General features: G+C 31.0%; 14 protein-coding genes. 2 read left to right on the forward strand and 12 right to left on the reverse strand.

What is annotated here, in order from left to right; translation table 11 throughout:
• Window position 1: 1 nt before the first annotated feature.
• From KM029_RS00765 to KM029_RS00815, 11 genes are all read right to left on the reverse strand, one after another.
• Entirely contained in the window at window positions 2-718 is a 717-nt protein-coding gene (locus KM029_RS00765; RefSeq protein WP_144074888.1) for an RluA family pseudouridine synthase, read from the reverse strand.
• Window positions 699-1,769: a sensor histidine kinase gene (locus KM029_RS00770; protein ID WP_144074889.1), complete on the reverse strand. Its 1,071-nt coding sequence runs from the start codon at window positions 1,767-1,769 to the stop codon at window positions 699-701. Before KM029_RS00770 ends, KM029_RS00765 begins: the two co-directional genes overlap by 20 nt.
• Window positions 1,770-1,843: 74 nt before the next feature.
• Window positions 1,844-2,533 carry a response regulator transcription factor gene (locus KM029_RS00775; RefSeq protein ID WP_144074890.1) on the reverse strand — a complete coding sequence of 230 codons (690 nt, stop codon included), beginning with the start codon at window positions 2,531-2,533 and terminating at the stop codon, window positions 1,844-1,846.
• Between the two features lie 161 nt (window positions 2,534-2,694).
• The gene (locus tag KM029_RS00780) at window positions 2,695-4,992 is read right to left on the reverse strand and encodes a peptidylprolyl isomerase (protein ID WP_144074891.1); all 2,298 of its coding nucleotides are present in this window, start codon (window positions 4,990-4,992) and stop codon (window positions 2,695-2,697) included.
• A gap of 154 nt (window positions 4,993-5,146) precedes the next feature.
• Entirely contained in the window at window positions 5,147-6,124 is a 978-nt protein-coding gene (locus KM029_RS00785; RefSeq protein WP_144074892.1) for an outer membrane protein assembly factor BamD, read from the reverse strand.
• Between the two features lie 214 nt (window positions 6,125-6,338).
• Window positions 6,339-7,349, reverse strand: coding sequence for a DUF4097 family beta strand repeat-containing protein (locus tag KM029_RS00790; RefSeq protein ID WP_144074893.1), 1,011 nt, complete (start codon window positions 7,347-7,349; stop codon window positions 6,339-6,341).
• Window positions 7,321-8,079, reverse strand: a complete 759-nt coding sequence (locus KM029_RS00795; protein ID WP_144074894.1) for a hypothetical protein — start codon at window positions 8,077-8,079, stop codon at window positions 7,321-7,323. Before KM029_RS00795 ends, KM029_RS00790 begins: the two co-directional genes overlap by 29 nt.
• A gap of 14 nt (window positions 8,080-8,093) precedes the next feature.
• Window positions 8,094-8,618 (reverse strand): RNA polymerase sigma factor, encoded by a 525-nt coding sequence (locus KM029_RS00800; protein WP_144074895.1) that lies wholly within the window; start codon window positions 8,616-8,618, stop codon window positions 8,094-8,096.
• A gap of 66 nt (window positions 8,619-8,684) precedes the next feature.
• A complete protein-coding gene (locus KM029_RS00805) occupies window positions 8,685-9,107 on the reverse strand; it encodes a Fur family transcriptional regulator (protein ID WP_144074896.1) in 423 nt (140 codons plus the stop codon).
• A gap of 64 nt (window positions 9,108-9,171) precedes the next feature.
• Window positions 9,172-9,798, reverse strand: coding sequence for a hypothetical protein (locus KM029_RS00810; protein WP_144074897.1), 627 nt, complete (start codon window positions 9,796-9,798; stop codon window positions 9,172-9,174).
• Window positions 9,799-9,826: 28 nt separating this feature from the next.
• The gene (locus tag KM029_RS00815; RefSeq protein WP_158631116.1) at window positions 9,827-10,771 is read right to left on the reverse strand and encodes an MlaD family protein; all 945 of its coding nucleotides are present in this window, start codon (window positions 10,769-10,771) and stop codon (window positions 9,827-9,829) included.
• Between the two features lie 218 nt (window positions 10,772-10,989).
• Between KM029_RS00815 and KM029_RS00820 the strand changes: the two genes are divergently transcribed.
• Both KM029_RS00820 and KM029_RS00825 read left to right on the forward strand, forming a co-directional pair.
• Window positions 10,990-14,022, forward strand: coding sequence for a putative LPS assembly protein LptD (locus KM029_RS00820; RefSeq protein ID WP_144074899.1), 3,033 nt, complete (start codon window positions 10,990-10,992; stop codon window positions 14,020-14,022).
• 12 nt (window positions 14,023-14,034) lie between these two features.
• Window positions 14,035-14,553 carry an acyl-CoA thioesterase gene (locus KM029_RS00825; RefSeq protein WP_144074900.1) on the forward strand — a complete coding sequence of 173 codons (519 nt, stop codon included), beginning with the start codon at window positions 14,035-14,037 and terminating at the stop codon, window positions 14,551-14,553.
• 16 nt (window positions 14,554-14,569) lie between these two features.
• Here KM029_RS00825 and KM029_RS00830 read toward each other — a convergent pair whose 3' ends face one another.
• Window positions 14,570-16,978 carry an ATP-binding protein gene (locus tag KM029_RS00830; protein WP_144074901.1) on the reverse strand — a complete coding sequence of 803 codons (2,409 nt, stop codon included), beginning with the start codon at window positions 16,976-16,978 and terminating at the stop codon, window positions 14,570-14,572.
• Window positions 16,979-17,123 lie beyond the last annotated feature (145 nt).

A 17,123-nucleotide genomic window follows, 5' to 3' on the forward strand; every position in this document is an offset into this window, starting at 1 on the left:
ATTATTTAAATTTTCTCAATTGTGTAATCAAAGCACGCATATCTTTTGGATAATCAGCTTCTATATGAATGTCTGATCCATCAAGGTCTTTGAATCTTAGTGATCTTGCATGTAAAGCAACTCTAGACATTAGTGGTTGTTCTTCCGTTCCTCCTTTTAGTTTGAATTTACGGCCTTTTACATCAGATAGGAAAGGAGTTTTTCCGCCATACACCTCATCAGAAATAATAGGAGAACCAACATAAGCCATGTGGATTCTAATTTGATGCATTCTTCCTGTTAGTGGTTTACATGCCACTAAAGAGTGAAATTTATAAATTTCCTCTGTTTTTACAGCTGTTTGTGAAGGCTTTCCTTCAATATCAATACGAACATTTCCACGGCCAGAAACTAAAATGTTTCTGTCGATCATTACCCCATCAAAATTTTCAATACCATCTACAACAGCGTGGTATATTTTTTCAACAAGACGTTTTTCAAATTGAATTGCTAAGTTTCTATATGCTTCCGGATTTTTGGCTATAGCCATTACACCAGAAGTTTCTTTATCTAAACGGTGGCACAATTGTGTGTCTCCACCATATTTTTTTGCTTCTTGATAAACTGTAGGTAAAGTCTTATCCCTATCTTCTAAAGAAGAAATATAAGGAGGTTTATTTACCAATATATAATTATCGTTTTCGAAAATGATCCACTTTTTAAAATTCGGAATTTTCATATTCTGTATCTTGAACTAAATTTAAATCAAAAGAAAAAGTTGAACCCACTTCAGCTTCACTCTGCAAAGTTATTGAAGTATTGTGTTGTTCCAATATATGTTTGCAAATAGCTAAACCTAATCCAGAACCACCTTGTTTTTTTGTTCTACTTTTTTCAACTCTATAAAATCTCTCAAAAATTCTATTCTGATCTTCAAGAGGTATTCCCATGCCGTTATCTTTTACTAATAAAGTAACTAGATTATCATGAACTTGTAAAATTACATTTACCCAGCCTCCTTTTTCATTATACTTAATACCATTAACAACTAAATTAATAACAACTTGCTTTAACCTGTTGTAATCTGCATTAACATAAATAGGATCGTCATTAGGAACTTCCAAAGATACGGTAATATTTTTCTTTTCAGCTTTTTGTTCTACTTGTTCTAGAACATCTACTATCATTATTTGTATATCAAAAACTTCAAAATCCATAGAAATTTCTCCAGCTTCTATTTTGGAAACAGTCAAAAGGTCTTCTACTAGGATATTTAGAGCATTTAGTGATTTAGCTGCTTTTTTAAGAAAACGATCTCTAACTTTTTTATCATCAACAGCTCCGTCTAGCAATGTTAGAATAAAACCTTGAGTAGCAAAAATTGGTGTTTTTAATTCGTGAGAGATATTGGCTAGGAATTCTTTTCTGTAGCGTTCCATCTTTTTCAGTTGAGCAATTTCTTCTTCCTTCATTTCTGCATAATCTCGTATTTGAGATTTAATTCCAGAAATAGGGTTTTTACTACTTTTAACCAATTCGTTTGAGACTTCAAATGTAGTAGATTGGTTACTTCGTAGTTCATGAATTTGCCTATGGATATTTCCAACTTCCTTAAAAAAAATAAACTCAAGAATAAAATAAGTAAGAAGGAAAGATGATGAAAATGCTATAACTAAACCCACAATTACTCCTGTAATAGAAACATCTGGTATCAAAGATAAAAAAGCAGATGTTATACCCCCAATACATAATGCTAGAAGGAGGGAAACTGATTTGGCATTAAAGAACATATATTTATTTATTTAAAATAAAACCCCATTACCTGGTTGGAAATGAGGTTTTATGCAAGTTACCTAAAGTTAGTTTAAGCTTCAAACTTATAACCAACACCTTTTACAGTTTTAATGTAACCTTCACCAATTTTTTCTCTAACTCGACGGATGTGAACATCAACAGTTCTAGCAAGAACGTATACATCAGCACCCCATATATTTCTCAAAAGATCGTCTCTATTAAAAACTTTGTTCGGACTTTCAGCTAAGAAATAGAGTAGTTCAAATTCTTTTTTAGGTAATGTTTTAGGCTCGCCATCAACATATAAAGTATAACTAGATTTGTCAATAGAAAACTTACCAATATTTATAATATCCTTTTTAACTGAAGATGATTTACTTTTTCTTTTGAAAATAGACTCAATTCTCTTCATTAAAGCTCTTGGCTTTACTGGTTTAACGATATAATCATCAGCACCAACGTCAAAAGCAGCAACTTCAGAGTATTCTTCTGCTCTTGCAGTTAAGAAAATAATATGTGCCTCTGCTAAATCTGGATTTTCTTTTATTTGTCTACATGCTTCAACACCATCCATTACTGGCATCATTATATCTAAAATGATTAGCTCAGGATGAAACTCTTTTGCAACTTCAACGGCTTGTTTTCCATCGTTGGCAGTTTTTACTTGATAGCCTTCTTTCTTAAGATTATAACCCAATATTTCTACTATATCTGGTTCATCGTCTACAACTAAGATTTTTCTTTCTATTTCTGAAGCCATGCTAAAGTTCTATGATAAAATGATGATCTGTTATGTTTGTCTACAAGTTATATTCATAATATGACTCTTCAAAGAAAACACAGCATCTGTAAAGATATACTTGCATTTAGTTTACCTTGAGTTCATATTCATGCCATTAATATATCTTTAATATGTATTTCTTATAAAGTTTTGTCTTGAACATATAAAGATTGTAGAACAGTAGAATCTACAACAACTTGATGTTTTGTGTGTAAACTTTTTACCCATTCTTTCTCTAAGTATTCTTGATAATCTGCAATTACATTACCTTTAGACTCGTTGAATGTTTTGGGTGCAGTTGGTAAGATTTCTTTTACATTCACTATAATAAAGCGATTGTTTTCTTCAAAAATGTATCTACCTACTTTCATTTCGATATTTTTCTTGTAAGGGAGTGAGTTTTCTGTGAAAATCCCATCCGTATACTGAATAGCTAAATTATGTTCAGAATTTTTAGTGTTGATAAACTTTGTGACTTCAGTAGTGAAGTATTTTAAATCTACAACACCATTAACACCTTCTTCAAAGTGAGACTTAATTCTATTTATATTAACACCTTTTTTAACCAATTGATTTTTGATGTTATTAAATCTCTTTTTTCTTAAAACACTACCTTCTTTTTTGTCATACTCAACATTGATTACAATAAAGAGGTTGATTTCTGTATTTAAAACATCAGCAACTTTCTGAAGGTCTTTGATTCTACTTTTGTATAAATAAGAACTATTTCTTTTGTAGTTAATTGTAGATACTTCAGTAGGAAATACTCTAAAATAACCAGAGTCTAACATTAATAGTGTTTCATTTTCTAAATCTTTACTTCCAGTATTATATACCTCAACATCTGCTCGGGTGTCCCACATGTAATCTTTTCTGTGTTGATTGTGATATGTTTTTAATGCTGTAATATCAGAAGATGCTTTATTCCATACACAATCTTCCATTACTCTAAATAATAATAACCCATCTTTGTATTCTTGTGCAAGATGTTTGTATTCAGGGTATTTATCAGCAAGGTTCTTTTTTTCTTCTTCTAGTAGAATAATGTTAGAAAAAGAATCGAAATCACTGTTTAAAAGATTTTCAAGGTTGTCGTTTTTAGAACTCTTCTGTGTAGTCGATACATAATCAAAAAAGTCGTTTACGGTAACTTTTCTTGTAGCCAAAGTGAAGATTACCTTTTTTGCATTTTTAACAGATAAGTCTTCGGGAACTTTCCATTGGCCTTTTAACCTTGTAGAATCTATTAAAGAGAAAGCAATTGATTTGTTTTCTTCGTTAATAGTATACTCATTGTCATTTTTCAGTTTTTGAATAAAATGTTGACGACTTGTTGAAGAACGACTGTCTTTTTTTACTTTCTTTACAAGGGTAGGGTAGAGTACTTCATATTCCATTACTGGTTTTTTCTGGTATAACCTTATAATGTGCCATCCGAAATCAGTTCGAACAGGGTTTGATATGCTCCCTATTGAATCTAATGAATAGACCCCTTCCATAAATTCTTTCGGAAAACGTACTTCACTTACAGGAGGGAGAATACCTTCTTTAGATGAAGACCTTTTATCATCGGAGAAATTACTACACATTGCAGCCCAATCACCACCAAGTTGTAGACTATCATAGATAGCATTTATTTTTCTTTGAGCAATTTCTTGATTTTCAGCTTTATCTTTTTTAGTAGACTTAATCATGATATGTTGTACCTGTAATGTACCATATCGTTCTCGTTTATCTTTTACATAAATCAAATGATAACCGAAGTCGGTTCTGACTGGTCCAACCACATCTCCAATTTTTGCTTTGAAAGCTGCATCTTCAAAAGGATATACCATTTGTAAAGATGTAAAGTAACCCAAATCACCTTTATTTTGTTTAGCAGAAGGATCTTGTGAAGATGTAAAGGCAACCTGTTCAAAGTTTTTACCTTCTTTAATTTCTTCTAGTAAATTGATTGCTGTAGTATATGCTTTTAATGTATCTTCAGGACTTGCATCTTTTTTGGCTGTAATAAGAATATGAGAGGCTCTCACTTCAATTTTCTGACGATCGTAAGCCTCTTTTACAAGACTGTCGTTAAAAACTGATTCCGTTAAATAAGGTTCTTCTAGTTGGTTAAGGTACATCTTATATTCATTTTGAAATGCAGGAAGAGTATCATAACCTAATGTGATTGCTTCAGCAACTTTTAGTTTAAAATTGATGAATAAATCTAAATAATCATCAACACTTTCTTTTGAATAAAAAGCACTGTCATTACTGTAATTTTTATCATATAGATAAACGAAATTTTCTTTTGTTACAGCTTCGCCATCTAAAGAAAGTATATTTTCTGTTTTATGAAGTTTAGATTTTTGTCCAAAATTAGTCGCACATCCAATTAATAGAGAAGCTAGTGATGCCAAAGTAATAAATTGGCTAAATTTTGAATTAAGCATTTGATCAGAAATTATTAGAATTCTATTTAAAAAATAATACTTACAAATATATTAGTATTTTTTATTGACTAAATATGTCGTTTTTTAGATTCATAATCAATAAAAAAGGCGAATCAATTTAAAACTGATTCGCCTTTTGTGGAATTAGACTGTATTAATCGTCATTTTTTTGATCTTGAATTTGCTCCAAGTTCTTTCCTCTTTTTCTTTTAGATCTACGGCCTTCTTTAGGTCCTTCTTTTTCCAATTTCTCAGCTTCTTCTTTTGAGATTTTACCTGCTTTAGCTTCAGCTTCGATTTTGGCTTTTTGTTTTTCCCAAGCAGCCTTTTTCTGCATGTGTTTCTTTAAATCTTTGTCGACACTAACTTTAAGCTTTTTAGCATCTTCATAAGCTCCACTATCAGAATAACGTTCTCCGAATTTCTTATACGTTTTTAAAGCGTCGTTGTATCGTTCTTCTTGCTTATTAAAAACAGACATCTTTGCTAACTCATATTCAGCTTCCATCTTCTTGTACATCGCCTCTGGCTTGTAATCTGAATCCGGATAATCCTTCATAAAGTTCTCATAAGCAATTGCAGCTGCTTTGTAATATCTTAAATGAGAATATTGTTTAGATACCTCAAATGCCTTTAATTCTAAACGAGCTCTTAATTCATTTATAAGGTCATCACATTGTTCTGCATATTGACTAGTAGGGTATCTGTTAATGAAGTTTTGTAATTCTTCAATAGCAGCATCAGTACCAGATTGATCTAAATTGTAATCAGGAGTATCTTTATATAAAGAGTACCCATTCATAAATAATGCTTCTTCTGCAAAAGGACTTCGATTATAGGTCTCGAAGAAACTTTTGAAGTGATGAGATGCAATTAAGTATTGTTGCTGCTCATATTGGCTATATGCGTAATAGAACTGAATTTTTTCGTATTCAGCTGCGCCAACAAAAGCTCCCATAATATCTTCAAAAAGAACAGATGCTTTATAAAACTGTTTATTGTCGTAATAATTAAGAGCTGCATCATATTTTTCATTGATGTCTCTACTCTTAGATATTCTCGAAAACTTACTACAAGAGAAGGATAAAGTACCTAAAATTGCACAAGTGATTAATATTTTCTTACTCAACATAACTGCAAATCTAGATTTGTGATCTCTTATTTAAAAAGGAAATTATTTCTAAAACCGATGAAAGTTTGTAGTTGACTGATAATAGGTAGATTAATTTTCTTGTTAAGATCATTTTTTTGCTAAAAAATATAATTTTGCCCCAAATATAGCAGGATAAAAAGAAAGACCCCCAATTTTTAAAAAAGGAGGTCATCTTTATTGAAAAAAAATATGATTAATTAAATTTTATGCTTCCATATGCAGATCTTACATTAATTGTTTTGTCAGAAGATGCTTCATTATTGTAACCGCTATATTCTGCAGATGTATTTTTTTCGATCTGTTTATTGATAGTTAAACCTTCTAAATTTGATTTGAAGCTTCCGTATTTAACAGATGCATTAAATTGAAAACTTACGTCCGGATCAAAATCAATTTTTGCAGAACCATAAGAGACGTCAATATCCATACTTTTAAATGAGGTAGCTACTTTGTTTACCTTTACAGAACCATAATCTGCTTCCGCTTGTAAAGTACTTCTTAAAATATCAACGTTAAGATTAGAATAAGCACAATCAGCAATTAAGTCTCCAGCAGTACCAATATTAATATTACCATATTTATCATCTATTTCTGCAGAATTAACTTGCCCAATCGATAGTTTTCCTAAATATCTCGAACGAATCTCTGCATTTTCAATAAAATCAATTTCACAGCTACTATAGCTAATATTAATTGAGTTTGATTTTCCATTTAATTCATTGGCAATAAAAGAACCATAGCTAACATTAAATTCACCGCTGCCATTAATAGATTCAGTAACTAAACTCCCGTATTTATTATCAATATCTAGATTTATGTCTTCAGGTGCAGTTACATTGTATGTAATTTTAAACCCTTTCTTATTATTTATAGATACAGAACTTGGAGTAATTGTGGTGAACAAAATAGTATTATCACTTATATTATTTTGCACTTTAATTGATGATAAAATATCTTCAGCTTTACCTTGGTTAGGATGCCAAGCTTCTATAACAATCTTTACCTCTATTGTTTTTTGTTGTTTTGATGTAGAAATATTAATATCTCCATATTTATTATTTATTGATAAAACAGTAGAAGAATTAATGTCATTGAATGTTTTTTCTATTGTTTTTTCAGCATTAGGATGCTGTGCAAATGCCCAGTTAGATAAAATAACTAAAAAGGCGATTAGACTATATTGAATAATGTTGCGGCTTTTCATCTTTTATCTCTTCTTTTGATGTACTAATAATAATTTCCATTTGTTTGTTTAGCAACTCGACTTGTAGCTCTAAATTAATAAGCATCTGATGTTTAATCACCTCTGGCTGACTACTTGTTTTTTCTTCAGCCTTTAATCTCTTATAGCCCTTTTTTAGGCTTTTAAGTTGGCTGTCAAAATCTTGAAGTAGTTTGATATCTTTAAAGTTTAGTGCCTTAATTTGCTTTCTTTTATTAGATATCATAGACATGTAATAACCTTCTGCCTGTTGCCATTCTGAAGCTGGTTTTTCTGGAGTTGTTTGCATAGAGTTGTAACTTCCAATCCAACCAATACCGATACCAATAATTATAGCTGCTGCTACAGAAATCCACTGTTTAGAAATTTTGAATTTAACTTCTTTAGTAGGAGTTTTCTTTTCTTCTTCTTTATCTAATTGATTCTCAATTTTATCCCATAAAGAAGAAGGAGCATCATATTTATCAAATGATTGATTGGAAAGTTGCTCTATTTGAACAGATGAAATACTTTCTTTATCTAATTCTGAGGCAATTTTAAGCCATACGTTGTCCTGAGGTTTATGAAAATCTAGCTCACTTTTTTTGCTCAGTATTTCACGTTCAAGATTGTCATTTAAAACCTCTTTAAATCTATTGTTTGTATTTGTAGAAGGAGATAAGCAGTCTAACTTATCTTTATTTTCTAATATAAATCGTTCTAATTTGTCCATAATCATTGCTGCTTTTATAGAGAAACTTTTAAAATGTCTTTCAATTTTTTCTTAGCTCTGCTGTATTGTGATTTTGATGCAGACTCTGAAATTGAAAGTATCTGAGAGATTTCTCTATGGTCATATCCCTCAAGTAAATACAATGAAAATACAATACGGTAGCCATCTGGTAGTAACTGTATAGCTTCTCTAATACGGTCTATGTTGAGGATTAAATCAATATCTTTTTCTTCCTTTTCTGGAATACTAGAAATATTATTTTCTTCCATTTCTACCAAATCTAATCTTCTTTTTTTTACATGATTAATAGAATGATTCACTACTATTCTTTTTAACCATGCACCAAAAGATGATGTGCCATTAAATTGATGAAGATTTTTAAAAGCACTCAAAAACGATTCTTGTAATATATCTTCTGCTTCTTCTAGATTGTTTACAATCCGTACACAGATGTTATACATTGCCTTCGAATATTGATTGTACAATTCGAATTGAGCTTTGCGGTCACCTTCTTTACATTTATCAAGTATTGCTGTCATTGTGATAATATCTAATTCACTTTAAAAGACAGAGATAAAGATAGAAGGTTGCGTGAGGGAGAAAAATTATTGATTACATTTTTTACAAGTACCTACAATTAAGTAGTTAGTTTCTGAGGCTGTATAGCCTTCAGGTAGGGTAACTGGATGAATTGGGAGGTCATCCATACATTCTGTATCACCGCAAGACTGACATTTAAAATGTACATGTTCATGTCTATGGTGAGATTCAGTACAAAAATCTGAATTGCACATTGCAAACTTTACTAAGCTATTTTCATCAATTACTCGATGTAAAATACCTTTTTCAATAAACGTTTTTAATGTTCTATAAATAGTTGCACGGTCACAAATACCAACTAATTGCTCTTCGATGACATTTTCACTTAAAGCAATCTTAGTTCCCATAAAAATGTTTAAGATACTAATTCTGCTTGCGGTTCTTCGTAAATCGAAGTCGTTTAATATTTGTAGTGCTGTTGTACTCATAATGCAAAAATAAAAAATGCGGATAACATTACTATTATCCGCATTGTAAAAAGTATTTAATTTTTTATACTACGTTTCCAGGACGAACCATGAAAGAATTGCAGAATACTTGGAACACCGGTACATTATCAATTTCTAATACACTACCAATCTCCTTAATTTTATCTAATTCAACTTCAGTAATAGATCTTTCATTTAATAGATCATCATCTTCTTCCATAAATAAGAATGAAATAAATTTCACAAAAATAAACGGAGCATTAAGAATATCTCTTTTAAGATCTCCAGTTAATGATTCAGGGTTTTTAAGCGTTTCTAAAATTACATTATTAGCCTTTAAAGAAGAGTGCATTGTAATTTTAATTAACTCATAAAAACGGTGTTCCCATTCTGTAAAGTTGTACGATAAATATTTTAATGCAGGTGCTAAAGGATCATTTTTTTGGAAGAAACTTCTTCTTGATAACTTTCTAGCCTTTCTTCTTAATGTAATTTCTTCGTAATGACTTACACTGCCATTTGCTAGTGTAATACCAATCGAAGGTGAGATAAGAATAATAGAAATAAAATCGTCATCACTTAAGTCCATAAAATTTGGATCGATTTTCAAAAAATCTTTCTTAAGTTTTGTCATTTCATTAAAGAAATCATTATCTCTTACCAGTGTAATTAATTCACTCCCTGTAATCATTATTTTTTCGTTTATATTATTAGTTATTTTATTTCTTGTCTTCTTTTGGTGCTTTGTCTTTTTTACCAAAAACCGAGAAGTGAACATATCTTTTAGGATGAGCTTTAAAATCGATCAATAGACTATCCATACTTGCCATAGTACTTACTAATTGATCGTGCATTTCCCTTTGTGTAAGTAAAGCACCTACAGATCCATTTGGATCGTTGATAGCATTAAGAGTTCTGTTTGCATTTGCTAAAACGTCTTGAGCATTCTTTACTGTTTGTGTTAAAGGTGCATTGTTTAATGAGTCGGCTAAATGATCCATTTTTGCTAATAAAGGAGTAAGTTCTGCTGAAGCATCCTTTAAATTAGCAGTCATCACCTTTACATTGTATAAAGTTTGATCTATACCACCCTTGTCTACTTTACTCATTATTGAGTTTGTCTTATCAAGCATCTGATTAACACGCTCACCTGTACCTCTAAAACCAGCTAAAACCATTTGAACGGAATCTAAAGTTTGTTCTAAAGATTTCATTAACGGATCTGCCTTAGTTGCAAGAGACGCAAATAACCCGTCTTCAATACCTCCTTGAAGTGTTGCATTAGGTTCAGCAATAGTAGTTTTATTCTCAGTTCTTAAGATAATTTGTTTATCACCTAACATTCCTTTGTCAGCAATAAAAGCTTTTGTTTCGGTATAAATTAGTATATTATCTTTTAGATCAATAGTTACACGAACAACATTATTTTGATTTTGTAAAAGTTCTATTGCAGATACTCTTCCAACTATAACACCATTAATAGTGACATTATTAGAGACCTGCAGGTCGGGACTTTTATCATATTCAATAAAATATGTGTGATGGTCAGAAAAAATATCTATTCCTTTTAGGAAATTAAAACCGGTGTAAAGTACAATGCCACAGACGATTGCAAATAATCCGACCTTGACTTCATTTGATAATTCAATTTTAAAATTGGACACAATAATAGTATTTGATTTGAATTCTTTTTCTTCTAATGTAGCTTGCAGCTGTATTTCGACATCTCAAATTTATCAAAGAATATCATTTAATCTATATTTCTTTCAACTTTTGATCTTGAAGACTAAAAATATTACATTAAATTTGTATAACATGATGTTTTAATATCATCTGATAAATGATCTATACTTTTTTGAATACTATATATAAACTTAATTTTTTGCAAAGCTTATTGTATGGCGTTATCGCCTTTTTCTTTGTTTCGATGTTTACATTGAACGAAGCTAAAGCTGATACTAATTTTAAAGGCGAGGTTGCATATTTTAAGATAGAAAATGATACCGCTCAAAGTAGACAAGCGGCTAGGCAATTGGCAAAAACTCTACGCTTGTTAAATTCAAGTGCAAAAAATGAGTTGTTAACTAATTATGCGGACGCATTGCATGCATTCTCTGATTCTGTGCTGTTCAGAGGTGATCGAGATTTACAGCAAATCCGAGTTGATATGGCTGATCCCGAAATTGTCGAAAGAATGAATCAGCTGAACACAGCTTTAAAATCTGATGACCCTACAGAATGGGAAAAGGCAAAAGATTCTGGTGTTTTTGATGATATGGATGATATCATGATGGATTATAGTGATTTTGACCTGCCTTCTGAAGATGTTATAGAAACTTTAGATATGTGGAAGACTGGAGAAGATATCTCAGCTCCTGTCGATCAGTTTGATTCTCCAGTGAAATATACTTCAGATTGGTCTAATTTTGAGATGAGGACTCAAACAATGTACATGAAGGAAAATGCAGAAGTGGAATTTGGGGAACAAACCTTAAAAGCTGGAGATATACAAATGAATTTTGTAACAAAAATTGTCAAAGCACAAGGTATAGAAGATTCTACAGGTACTGTTGTTGAGAAACCAATTTTTAAAGATGGACAGTCTACATTCAATGCGAATGAGATGATCTATAATTATGAAACAGGAAAAGGTTTAATAAAAGGTATTGTAACAGAAGAAAGTGATGGTATTATTACTTCACAGGTTGTAAAGAAAACAGCGGGTCCAGAAATGTATATGGGCGATAATGTTTATACAACATGTAGATTAGAGCATCCTCATTTTGGGTTTAGAACCAAAAAATTAAAGGTAGTTCCAGAAAAAAATATTGTATCAGGTCCATTTTTAGTAGAATTAAACGAATCACCTTTACCCTTAGGCTTCTTTTTTGGAATATTTCCCGCAACTACTGATAACACTTCTGGTTTTATTATGCCTTCTTATGGAGAATCAACAGATCGTGGATTTTATTTAAGAGATGGTGGTGTGTTTTTAGCACTAACAGATTACTTTAACTTAACTGTTTTAGGTTCTGCATATACACTAGGTGGTTGGGGTTTAAATATTTCATCTCAATACCGTAAAAGATATGCTTTCAGTGGTAATACAAGGGTCTCTTTTGTAAATAACTTGTTTCAAGAAAATGATGGTTCTTTAACAGTAAGACAGGATTACCAAATACAATGGTCACACTCACAGGAAAGTAAAAAGAACTCTAGGTTCTCTGCAAACATAAATATTGCAAACTCTGACTATAATAGAAATAACTCTCAGGATGCGAATGATTATCTACAATCATCTATGAACTCATCTGTTAGTTATAGTAATTCTTTTAATTTAGGTAACGTAAATTTGAATACAACTGCTCAAACACGATACCAACAAAACGTGCAAACTGGCGAAGCAACTTTAACTCCAGAAGCCAGTTTAAACATGCAAAGAGTTAGACCTTTTCAAAACTTGTTTAAAAAATCAAATTTAATTTCAGAAATTGGATTAACATATAGTGTGAAAGCTAATGGATCGGTAACCAATAAACCAGGTTCAGGTAAATTACCATTTAATGTATATGGAGCAGATAATTCTACAGATGATGGTATAGACCCGGAGACTGGAAAATATCCTGATTTATTGACAAATTTTGGTGAATATCAAGATGATTTTAGATGGGGTGTTACTCATGATATTCCAATTAGTACACAAATGAAAGTGTTAAAGTATTTTACATTTTCTCCAAGTTTTAACTATAAAGAATATTGGCATCCAGTAAGTTATGATTATACTTATCTGGAATCAGAAAATGCAGTTAAAGTAGATACGACTAACTCAATGACTCGTTATTCTGAATACAGTACTGCTATTGGTTTTAATACTAACATGTTTATGTTTTATAACATGAAAGGTGGTTCAATTATTCGTCATACTATTCAACCTTCTGCCTCTATGAGTTTTAGACCAGATTTTGGTGATCCTAATTATGATTATTATCAAATGGTACAAACATCTGCTACTAACCCTCAAGGAACAAATGTATTTAGGTCTGAAGGTGGTTTAGTTGGTAAACCATCTGCAGGAAGAAGTAGTGCTTTGAGTTTTTCTGTAAATAACGTTTTAGAATTGAAAAGCGGTAAAAAAGGTGAGGATGGCAAAGCAAAGAAAACCATGCTTCTTAATAACCTAAATGTCAGTTCGGGATATGATTTTGAGAGAGATTCTTTAAACTGGTCAGATATTTCTGCTGGTTTTAGAACTACACTATTAAAGAAAGTAGATGTTTCTGTTAGCTCTAGATGGGATCCATACCGTTATGTTGTTACAGATACTAAATATGATGAAACTTTAAAGAAAGAGGTTGTAACAAGTCAATATAAATCACAATATACATTAAGTGAAACTGGAGGCGGTTTAGCTAATTTAAGTAACATGACCGTTTCATTAGGTACAAGGTTAGCACCGAAAGGAGCAAAAGAAAAGAAAGAAAAGAAACTTAATGAGCTAGAACCACGTAATGAGTTAGAGAGACAAATGTTAGAAGAAATGAGGAGAAATCCTGATTTGTATATGGACTTTGATATTCCTTGGTCACTTTCAATAAATTATAACTTAAATTATAATAAAACAGGTGAACAAGAGTCTACAGTTACTCAAACGCTTACTTTTTCTGGAGACCTTTCTTTAACGCCAAAATGGAAATTTGCTTTTAGATCGGGTTATGATTTTAAAGAATCTGCGTTTTCTTATACATCATTTGACATTACAAGAGATTTACACTGTTGGCAGTTAACTGCAAACTGGATTCCTTTTGGTCCTCGTCAATCATATAATATTACCATTGCGGTTAAAGCAGCTATGTTGCAAGACCTTAAATGGGAGAGACGTAACTCTTGGATTGACAGAAACGATAGATTTGAATAAACAATATACCTAATGCCTTTTTATCACGATAAGCAAAAAAGTTACCCTCAAGAAACAGAGTCAAGAGTTATTATCCGCTTTCAGGATTGTGACCCTTTTCGTCACTTAAATAATGCAAAATATTTTGACTACTTCTTTAATGCTAGAGAAGATAGAGTGCCACAGTTATATGGGTATAATATTGCAGATATTTTTAAAGAATATGGTACTGGTTGGGTAATATATAACCATCAGATATCCTATTTAAGACCAGCAGCCGTAGGAGAGTGGGTTCGCATTAAATCAAGTATTATTCATGTAGATGCCAATACAATTGTAGTGGAATATTACATGTTAGATGATGCCAAAAAAGAATTGAAAACTGTATTATGGTCTACGATGAAATACATTAACCCTAAAAATGGGAAAAGTACAGATCATCAACCAGAAGTTTTTGATTATCTTGATACGATAAAAAATAAAGAGGTTAATTTTGCTGAAACAAGCTTTGATGACCGAATTAAAGCAATAAAAGAGAAGAGACATTCCTAACAGGGTGTCTCTTTTTTTATAGATTAGGTATGGAAACAATAAATGTACTTCCATTACCTTTACTACTTATACATTCAATTGTTCCTTCCATTTCAGTAATGTATTTTTTTACAATTGATAAACCAAGACCCGTCGATTTCTCTCCAGCAGTTGGTTTTGCAGATAGTTTTTGATATTTCTTAAAAAGATTCTTTTTGTCATCATCACTAAAACCCGGTCCTTGATCTGAGACTTTAATTTGTATAAAATCTTTATTTTTTTCCACAGAAGTAGAGATAATTGTATTCTGATCAGAAAACTTGATTGCATTCGAAATTAAGTTTTCTATAATTTGTGTGAAATGTTGTTTATTTACTTCTACTAAACCATCAGAAATCATATTATAAATTAATGTAATATTCTTTCTCTCTGCAATTCCAGTAAATTCATTTACGATAACGTCAACAACATCAGAAGAAGAAAAAATATCTTTCATAGCTTTTTCTTTCTCCTCTTCCACTTTATTTTCAGTAACACGGGCGTCAAGAATTTCTTCTATCATGTTATTCATTCTATACATTGCATTTAAAGAACCACTAATGCACATTTTCTCATCATCGTCTAAAGCAGAATTGTTAGTGTCTAACATACTTAGTAGAGATATTGAACTAGAAAGTGGATTCCTAAGATCATGGGCTACAATACCTAATAAATGGTTCTTTTCATTGTTAGCATTTTCAAGATCATGATTTTTTTCTTCAATAAGTTCTTTCTGTTCTAAAATATGGTTGTTAGCCTTTTGTAATTTCTTTGATTTAGAGTTTAAATTAGAATAAGTACTAGAATTTTGTAATGCTATACGAATATAGATAGCTAAGTTTCTTAATAAATTGAGTTTATAGCTATCAAAAGCATTTATATCAAAAGATTGAACTGTAAATACACCAATTGGTTTTTTATGTTTTGCAACTAGTGGAATATAAATAATGGATTCAGCATTTTGTCCTGCAATAGGCTGTAAAACTTCTTTTACATAGTTCCTATGGTCGTTACTAAAATGTTGAATGAAGAACTCTTTTCGCTGATCAAAAGCCATTACAGCTAACCTCATTTTATCATTTAAATCATACGATTGCCCCTTTATCTCGATATCATTTTCGTAAATAAAAGGAAATTCAAGGGTGTTTGCTTTTTCATTAAAAATACCGATTCCGAAAATTGGTGTATCAATTAACTTATTAATACTTTTATAAGCTGTTGTAATAATATCTTCTAAAGTAAGTTTTGCAGTAACATCTCTTCCAATTCCACTTAAAAGTTCAAGATCTTTGTATGCTTTTTTTAGAGATTTTGATTGTAAATCAATTTCCTGGTTTTGATGTTCTAACTGTTGGTTAGACCTTTTAACAAGGTTATTAAAATGAAATAAAGCAACTACCAGTAATAATGTAAGGGATAGACTAACAACAAGAATATTTCTAATTGTGTTTTGTTGCGATATCTCTAATTCTTTTTGAGTAAGCCTTAAAAGCCTAATTTCTGATTCAATATTTAGTAAGCCAATTTCTCTTTGCTGGGTTTTTAGGGTGTCAATCATTTCAGAATTTCTATTCGAAATATCCCAAATAAGATCTGTTACTTTATCTCCTAAGTATTTTCGGATTAATGTATTAATGTAAGGCTTAAATTCTTTCGTTTTAAAAAATGCAGATAACGGAGTTTTCCAGCTAGAGTTTTTAGGTAAAATAATTGCTAAACCATCATTTTCAGTCTGATAAAAAATTTGTCTATGTAGCATCAATCCTTTTGATAAGGCATATGCATAATTAGATAATTGAGTAAAACCCCATAAATCTTGTCCATTTGCTATTTCAGAAATTAAATCCTCAGATGTATCTAGATATTTATATTCTAAAGCAGGAAGGTCCGCATGTTTTAACTTTATAATATTTCGCTCAAAAGTAGAATTTTTGATTGTTACAGCTCGTAATGATTGAATAGCTGCATTGAAATTTTCTTTAGTTTGAAAAATTGGGACATTTGCTGATGAAATTATAATTTCTATGTCAGGCATATATGCGGGTAAATAATCAATATCCTTTTTGCGGTCGTCTGTTATTGTAATTCCTGATATACCAAAAATACCTTCTCCGCCATCAGAAATTTTTTTGTACATATTGTCCCAACTCGAAACAGGTACCCATTTAATATTGATAATAGCTTTTAGTTCTTTCCTCTTTTGATGAATCATCTCAGCAAACATTTCATACTCAATACCTGCCATTCCACCAGTATGTAAAGAGTAGACAAATGGTTTATTCTGAATATAATAAACAGTAACAGTTCCTTTTTTATTTTCCCTTATTTTCTCCCATGAGTCTTGAGCATGTAAGCTCTGAGAAGCAATACAAAACAAGAGGAATAATATATATATATGGCGTTTCATTCTTTTTCATGTTGGAATTCCCTCAAAAATATTCAAATCATTTAGAAAAAACATATTTAAGTGTATAACTTTCATTTAATCAATAAAAATAATAGTCTACGGCGTGTTATTTGAATATATTGAGAAATGATATAAATATAATGGT

The organism is Flammeovirga kamogawensis (genome assembly GCF_018736065.1).
GTDB classification, from domain to species: domain Bacteria; phylum Bacteroidota; class Bacteroidia; order Cytophagales; family Flammeovirgaceae; genus Flammeovirga; species Flammeovirga kamogawensis.

Bases quoted from the DNA above. Each gene is read 5' to 3' on its own strand.
- KM029_RS00790 (WP_144074893.1), bottom strand. From the start codon at position 7,349: ATGAAAAGCCGCAACATTATTCAATATAGTCTAATCGCCTTTTTAGTT.
- KM029_RS00765 (WP_144074888.1), bottom strand. From the start codon at position 718: ATGAAAATTCCGAATTTTAAAAAGTGGATCATTTTCGAAAACGATAAT.
- KM029_RS00830 (WP_144074901.1), bottom strand. From the start codon at position 16,978: ATGAAACGCCATATATATATATTATTCCTCTTGTTTTGTATTGCTTCT.
- KM029_RS00785 (WP_144074892.1), bottom strand. From the start codon at position 6,124: ATGTTGAGTAAGAAAATATTAATCACTTGTGCAATTTTAGGTACTTTA.
- KM029_RS00780 (WP_144074891.1), bottom strand. From the start codon at position 4,992: ATGCTTAATTCAAAATTTAGCCAATTTATTACTTTGGCATCACTAGCT.
- KM029_RS00795 (WP_144074894.1), bottom strand. From the start codon at position 8,079: ATGGACAAATTAGAACGATTTATATTAGAAAATAAAGATAAGTTAGAC.
- KM029_RS00775 (WP_144074890.1), bottom strand. From the start codon at position 2,533: ATGGCTTCAGAAATAGAAAGAAAAATCTTAGTTGTAGACGATGAACCA.
- KM029_RS00805 (WP_144074896.1), bottom strand. From the start codon at position 9,107: ATGAGTACAACAGCACTACAAATATTAAACGACTTCGATTTACGAAGA.
- KM029_RS00800 (WP_144074895.1), bottom strand. From the start codon at position 8,618: ATGACAGCAATACTTGATAAATGTAAAGAAGGTGACCGCAAAGCTCAA.
- KM029_RS00825 (WP_144074900.1), top strand. From the start codon at position 14,035: ATGCCTTTTTATCACGATAAGCAAAAAAGTTACCCTCAAGAAACAGAG.
- KM029_RS00770 (WP_144074889.1), bottom strand. From the start codon at position 1,769: ATGTTCTTTAATGCCAAATCAGTTTCCCTCCTTCTAGCATTATGTATT.
- KM029_RS00810 (WP_144074897.1), bottom strand. From the start codon at position 9,798: ATGATTACAGGGAGTGAATTAATTACACTGGTAAGAGATAATGATTTC.